A 6,276-nucleotide genomic window follows, 5' to 3' on the forward strand; every position below is an offset into this window, starting at 1 on the left:
CTAAGGGCCGGGCCCGGCCGGCCGGTCCGGCGCGGCTGCTCGGGGGCTTCCGCTCGCCCCCGTGCGGCTTACTCGGTCCCCTGCGGCTGCTGGGCCTGCTGCTCGGCGACGGCCTTGCGGACCTCGTCCATGTCCAGACCCCGGGCCTGGCCGATGACGTCGGTCAGGGCGGCCTCGGGCAGAGCACCCGGCTGGGCGAACACGGCGACCTGATCCCGGACGATCATCAGGGTGGGAATCGACTGGATACCGAAGGCCGCGGCCAGCTCCGGCTGCGCCTCGGTGTCCACCTTGCCGAACACCAGGTCCGGGTTCTCCTCCGCCGCCTTCTCGTAGACCGGGGCGAACTGCTTGCAAGGCCCGCACCAGGACGCCCAGAAGTCGATCAAAACGAACTCGTTGTCCGTGACCGTCTGGTCGAAGTTCTCCTTGGTGAGCTCCACGGTGCTGCTCATGGTGTAAATCCCTCTTCCTGGTGTGGGGGCAAACCGTCGGCACAACACGGCCGACCTGGTAGGTATTCCGCGCCCCTACCCGTGTGGCCAGGGCGCACACCACCCACCAGACTGACCCCATGACGGAAACGGAAACCAACGTGTACGACGTCGTGGTGCTCGGGGCCGGGCCCGTGGGGGAGAACGTCGCCGACCGCACCCGCGCGGCCGGTCTGACCACCGCGGTCGTGGAGAGCGAACTGGTCGGTGGCGAGTGCTCGTACTGGGCCTGCACACCCAGCAAGGCCCTGCTGCGGCCGGTCATCGCCCGGGCCGAGGCCCGCCGCGTACCCGGCCTGCGCCAGTCGGTCCAGGGCCCCCTCGACGCCTCCGCGGTCCTCGCCCACCGGGACTACTACACCTCCCACTGGAAGGACGACGGCCAGGTCCGGTGGCTCGACGGCACCGGCGCCGACCTGTACCGCGGCCACGGACGGCTCACGGGCCCCCGCACCGTGACGGTCACCGGCCCCGACGGCGCCGAGCACGTCCTGACCGCCCGGCACGCCGTCGCCGTCTGCACCGGCAGCCGCGCGTCACTGCCCGAGCTGCCCGGACTCGACGAGGTCCGGCCGTGGACCAGCCGGGAGGCCACCAGCTCTTCGAGCGTGCCCGGCCGGCTGATCGTGGTCGGCGGCGGCGTGGTCGCCACCGAGATGGCCACGGTCTGGCAGGCCCTCGGTTCCCAGGTCACCATGCTGGTCCGCGGCAAGGGCCTCCTGCCCCGGATGGAGCCCTTCGCAGGAGAACTGGTCGCCGAGGCGCTCACCGAGGCCGGCACGGACGTCCGCACCGGAACGTCGGTCGAATCGGTGACCCGCGAGGGCATCGTCGTGTCCGTCACCACCGACACGGGCGACCGCATCGAGGCCGACGAGATCCTCTTCGCCATCGGCCGCGCGCCGCGCACCGACGACATCGGCCTGGAGACGATCGGCCTGGACCCCGGCTCCTGGCTGCCGGTGGACGACAGCCTCCGCGTCACCGGCCACGACTGGCTGTACGCGGTCGGCGACGTCAACCACCGCGCCCTGCTCACCCACCAGGGCAAGTACCAGGCGCGCATCGCGGGCGCCGCCATCGCCGCGCGGGCCACGGGAGAAACCCTCCTCGCCGAGCCCTGGGGCGCCCACGCCGCGACCGCCGACCACGCGACCGTCCCCCAGGTCGTCTTCACCGACCCGGAGGCGGCGGCGGTGGGCCTGTCCCTGGCCGAGGCGGAACAGGCGGGCCACCGCGTGAAGGCCGTCGACGTCGACCTGTCCACCGTCGCCGGGGCCGGCCTGTACGCCGACGGCTACACGGGCCGCGCCCGCATGGTCGTCGACCTCGAGGGCGAGATCCTGCGCGGAGTGACCCTCGTGGGCCCGGGCGTCGGCGAACTCATCCACTCCGCGACGATCGCCGTGGCCGGCGAGGTCCCGGTCGGCCGCCTGTGGCACGCGGTCCCGTCCTACCCGACGATCAGCGAGGTGTGGCTCCGGCTGCTGGAGGCGTACCGGGACGCCTGACCGGCCCGGCCGGGGCGGGCGGCGGGCTCGTCCAGAGGCCACCGGTCACCGAGACGGGCCCCCCGGCGGGCAACGGAGCTGTCCCAGCAGCCACCGCCCGCCGGGACGGGCATCCCCGGGCGGGCCCCACCGGGTGGGTGCCGGGGCCCAGCCGGAGGCCACAGGCCTCCGGGGCCGGGTCACGCGTGCGCGGGCACCACCAACTCCCGGTAGTCGTCGCTCCACAGGTCCTCCTCCGCCTCGGGCAGCAGCAGCACCCGGTCCGGCCGCAGCGCGTCCACCGCCCCCTCGTCGTGGGTGACCATGACGATCGCGCCCGGGTAGGTGCCCACCGCGGCCAGGACCTCGGCGCGGGAGGCCGGGTCCAGATTGTTGGTGGGCTCGTCCAGGAGCAGGACGTTGGCGCCCGAGTGCACCAGGCCGGCGAGGGCGAGCCGGGTCTTCTCGCCGCCGGAGAGGACGCCGACGCGCTTGCCCGTGTCGTCGCCGGTGAACAGGAACGAGCCCAGGACCTGGCGGACTTCCCCGTCGGCGAGGTGCGGGGCGGCACCGGCCAGGTGCTCGCCCACCGTCAGTTCCGGGTCCAGCGTGTCGTGTTCCTGGGCGAAGTAGCCGAGCCGCAGCCCGTGCCCGTGGACCACCCGGCCGCTGTCGGGTGTGTCCTGACCCGCGAGGATGCGCAACAGGGTGGTCTTTCCCGCGCCGTTGGGGCCGAGTACGACCAGGCGGCTGCCCCGGTCGACGGCCAGATCCACCCCCCGCAGGACGTGCTGCCCGCCGTACGACCTGGTCAGGCTCACGGTGCCGAGCGGGATCCGGCCGCAGGGCGCCGGCTCGGGCAGCCGGATCCTGGCCGTCTTCTCGGCGCGCCGGGCCGGTTCGAGGTCGGCGAGCAGACGGTCGGCGCGGCGGGCCATGTTCCGGGCGGCCACCGCGGTCGCCACCCGGGCCCGCATCCGGCCGGCCTGGGCGTGCAACGACGCCGCCTTGCGCTCGGCGTTCGCCCGCTCGCGCGCCCGCCGCCGCTCGTCGGTGTCCCGCTGGGCCAGATAGGCGTCCCAGCCGGTGTTGTGGACGTCCAGCGCGGCCCGCCCCGGGTCCAGACGGAACACCCGGTTCACGGTGCCGGCCAGCAGGGACGTGTCATGACTGATCATCACAAGACCGCCCTGATGGCTCGCGAGGAACCCGCGCAGCCAGGCGACCGAGTCCGCGTCCAGGTGGTTCGTCGGCTCGTCCAGCAGCAGGGTGCCGTGCCCGGCGAACAGGATGCGGGCCAGTTCCACGCGCCGGCGCTGACCGCCCGACAGGGCGCTGAGCGGCCGGTCCATCAGGCCCGCCGGCAGCCCGACCCCGGCGGCGACCCGGGCGGCCTCCGCCTCGGCCGCGTAGCCACCACGCGCCTGGAACTCGGCCTCGGCCCGCACATAGGCGTTCATCGACCGCTCCGCGCCGTCGGCCATCGCGGCCTCGGCACGGCGCAGCTCCCGCACCGCGAGGTCCAGGCCGCGCGCGGACAGGATCCGGTCGGTGACCGTGACCGACTGGTCGGCCGCGCGGGAGTCCTGCGGGAGATGGCCGACGTCGCCGGTGCGGGCGACGGTTCCGGCGGCGGGCCGCAGGACGCCCGCCAGGGTGTGCAACAGGGTGGTCTTTCCCGCGCCGTTACGGCCGACCAGGCCGATGCGGTCGCCGGGGGAGACGTGGAGGGAGACGCCGGCCAGCAGCAGACGCGCGCCTACGCGCACGTCGACGTCACGAACGGTGATCATGAGAAAACGCTCCGAACGAGAATTCCGATCAGGAATTCCGATCAAGAAATTCGATCAAGAATTCCGAATCAGCAAGAGGACACACGGGTGGCGTGGAAGCGGGTCCTCGGCTAGGAAATTCGGGGCGTAGACATGGGAATCACGGTAACGGAGGCGCCCCGCGGGACGCCTCCGGTTTTTCCGTGCCCTACGGCAGCTCGAACCCGAGGGCCCGAGCGGCCTCCTCCGGCGTCGGCTGAGCCCAGCGCTCCGCCATCGCCAGGTTGGACGCCAGCGAACGCGGCTCGGCCCGGTCCAGATACAGGAAGCCGTCGAGGTGATCCGTCTCGTGTTGCACGATCCGCGCGGGCCAGCCGGAGAACACCTCGTCCAGCGCGCGCCCGTGCTCGTCCTGCCCGGTCAGCCGCACCTCGGCGGGGCGCGCCACCACCGCCTGCCAGCCCGGCACGCTCAGACAGCCCTCGAAGAAGGCGGCCCGCGCGTCGCCGACGGGCTCATAGGCGGGATTGACCAGCACACGGAAAGGCTGCGGCACCCGCCCGCGCGCCAGGCGCACCTCCTCCGGCACCGGAGCGGGGTCCTCGAGCACCGCGATCCTGAGCGGCACCCCGACCTGGGGCGCCGCCAGGCCGACCCCCGGAGCGGCGTGCATCGTGACCCGCAGTGCCTCGACGAACCGGGCCAGCAGCGCGGGCTCCAGCTGACCGTCGTACGGCTCGGTGCCGCTCCGCAGCACCGGGTCCCCGGCCGCGACGATGGTCAACGGGACGCCTTCCGCGAGGAGTTCCTCGACCCGCTCGGCCAGCGGTGCGCGATCACTCGGAGTTCCCATCGCGTCAGGATGACACGGCACCCTCCCCATTCACGTGACGCACGTCACATGCACTCGTCGGGAACTGAACGCCCCGCCGCTCCGACTACTGCACCGCAACAACCACCACCGCTCCGCGAGCGAACGATCACCACCGCACCGCTACGGCCAATAAGACGTCCCCCGGAGAAGCCCGCCGATGACCACCGCTCCCTCGACCACCACGGACGAGGCCCCGCAGCCAGCCACCCCGGCACCGTCGAAGAGCAGCTGGGCCCCCTTGCGCCCGCTCGTGCTTCGCCTGCACTTCTACGCCGGGGTGCTGGTGGCGCCGTTCCTCCTCGTCGCCGCCGTCACCGGCCTGCTGTACGCCGCCTCCTTCCAGGCCGAGAAGATCGTGTACGACCACGAACTGACCGTCCCCGTCGGCGAGCGGAAGCTGCCGATCAGCGAGCAGGTGGCAGCCGCCCGCAAGGCCCACCCCGAGGGCACCATCTCGGCCGTACGCCCCTCACCCGAGGTGGACGCGACGACCAGGGTCATGCTGTCCGGCGTCCCGGGCGTCGACGAGGGCCACGCGCTCGCCGTGTTCGTCGACCCCTACACCGCGAAGGTGCGCGGCTCCCTGGAGCAGTACGGCTCGACAGGTGCGCTGCCGCTGCGCACCTGGATCGACGAGTTCCACCGGGACCTCCATCTGGGCGAGACGGGGCGGCTGTACAGCGAGCTGGCGGCCAGCTGGCTGGGGGTGATCTCGGCCGGCGGGCTGGTGCTGTGGTTCTCCCGCCGCCGTGCCCTGCGGAAGGTTCGGGGAACGAACGGGCGGCGCCGCACGCTCGGACTGCACGGCAGCGTCGGCGTCTGGGCGGCCACCGGGTTCTTCTTCCTCTCGGCGACCGGTCTCACCTGGTCGGCCTACGCCGGGGCCAACATCGACGAACTGCGCACCTCGCTGGGCCACGCCACCCCGGCGGTGTCGGCGGCGGCGGGCGGTGAACACTCCGGCCACGGCTCCGCGGCCGGGCAGGCGGGAGACGCCGCGCACGGCGTGGGCCTGGACAAGGTCCTGGCGGCGGCGCGGGCCGAGGGCCTCGGCGACCCGGTGGAGATCGTGCCGCCGGCCGACGCCACCTCGGCGTACGTCGTCAAGCAGGTACAGCGCAGCTGGCCCGAGAAGCAGGACTCCGTCGCGATCGACCCGGCCAGTGGCGAGGTCATGGACGTGCTGCGGTTCGCCGACTACCCCCTGCTCGCGAAGCTCACCCGGTGGGGCATCGACCTGCACACCGGCATCCTGTTCGGCCTGGCCAACCAGATCGTCCTGATGCTGCTCACGCTCTCCCTGATCCTGCTGATCGTGTGGGGCTACCGCATGTGGTGGCAGCGCGGCCGCGGCTCCGCCTTCGGCCGGCCGATCCCGCGCGGCGCCTGGCAGCAGGTACCGCCGCAGATCCTGGTCCCGCTGCTCGCCGGGGTCGCGGTGCTCGGCTACTTCCTGCCGCTGTTCGGAATCCCGCTGGCCGCCTTCCTCGCCGTCGACATCGTCCTGGGCGAGATCGCCTACCGGCGGGGCCGGCGGTCGTACGGAACCGGGACACCGGCGCGGTAGCGGACGGCCCGCCGACAACGGTGCCCGGCTCCGTACGGAGCCGGGCACCGTCCGTTCGACCGGCGGTCAGCGCTGCTCC

5 protein-coding genes are annotated in these 6,276 nt (G+C 73.1%); 2 read left to right on the forward strand and 3 right to left on the reverse strand.

Features of this window, described 5'->3' with window-relative positions; all coding sequences use genetic code 11:
• Nucleotides 1–68: 68 nt before the first annotated feature.
• Entirely contained in the window at nt 69–455 is a 387-nt protein-coding gene (gene trxA / locus ACWIF2_RS17740; RefSeq protein WP_215116988.1) for a thioredoxin, read from the reverse strand.
• A gap of 119 nt (nt 456–574) precedes the next feature.
• Here trxA and ACWIF2_RS17745 point away from each other — a divergent pair, with 119 nt between their 5' ends.
• On the forward strand, nt 575–2,005 hold the full coding sequence (locus ACWIF2_RS17745) for a dihydrolipoyl dehydrogenase family protein (RefSeq protein WP_454361388.1): 1,431 nt from the start codon (nt 575–577) through the stop codon (nt 2,003–2,005).
• Between the two features lie 179 nt (nt 2,006–2,184).
• Here ACWIF2_RS17745 and ACWIF2_RS17750 read toward each other — a convergent pair whose 3' ends face one another.
• Together ACWIF2_RS17750 and ACWIF2_RS17755 are read right to left on the reverse strand one after the other, a co-directional pair.
• The gene (locus ACWIF2_RS17750) at nt 2,185–3,777 is read right to left on the reverse strand and encodes an ABC-F family ATP-binding cassette domain-containing protein (RefSeq protein WP_454361390.1); all 1,593 of its coding nucleotides are present in this window, start codon (nt 3,775–3,777) and stop codon (nt 2,185–2,187) included.
• 187 nt (nt 3,778–3,964) lie between these two features.
• Nucleotides 3,965–4,609 (reverse strand): peptide deformylase, encoded by a 645-nt coding sequence (locus tag ACWIF2_RS17755; protein ID WP_454361392.1) that lies wholly within the window; start codon nt 4,607–4,609, stop codon nt 3,965–3,967.
• 178 nt (nt 4,610–4,787) lie between these two features.
• Between ACWIF2_RS17755 and ACWIF2_RS17760 the strand changes: the two genes are divergently transcribed.
• Nucleotides 4,788–6,197 (forward strand): PepSY-associated TM helix domain-containing protein, encoded by a 1,410-nt coding sequence (locus ACWIF2_RS17760; protein ID WP_454361393.1) that lies wholly within the window; start codon nt 4,788–4,790, stop codon nt 6,195–6,197.
• Nucleotides 6,198–6,276 lie beyond the last annotated feature (79 nt).

The organism is Streptomyces sp. NPDC055506 (assembly GCF_053643595.1).

Bases quoted from the DNA above. Each gene is read 5' to 3' on its own strand.
- trxA (WP_215116988.1), bottom strand. From the start codon at position 455: ATGAGCAGCACCGTGGAGCTCACCAAGGAGAACTTCGACCAGACGGTC.
- ACWIF2_RS17745 (WP_454361388.1), top strand. From the start codon at position 575: ATGACGGAAACGGAAACCAACGTGTACGACGTCGTGGTGCTCGGGGCC.
- ACWIF2_RS17750 (WP_454361390.1), bottom strand. From the start codon at position 3,777: ATGATCACCGTTCGTGACGTCGACGTGCGCGTAGGCGCGCGTCTGCTG.
- ACWIF2_RS17755 (WP_454361392.1), bottom strand. From the start codon at position 4,609: ATGGGAACTCCGAGTGATCGCGCACCGCTGGCCGAGCGGGTCGAGGAA.
- ACWIF2_RS17760 (WP_454361393.1), top strand. From the start codon at position 4,788: ATGACCACCGCTCCCTCGACCACCACGGACGAGGCCCCGCAGCCAGCC.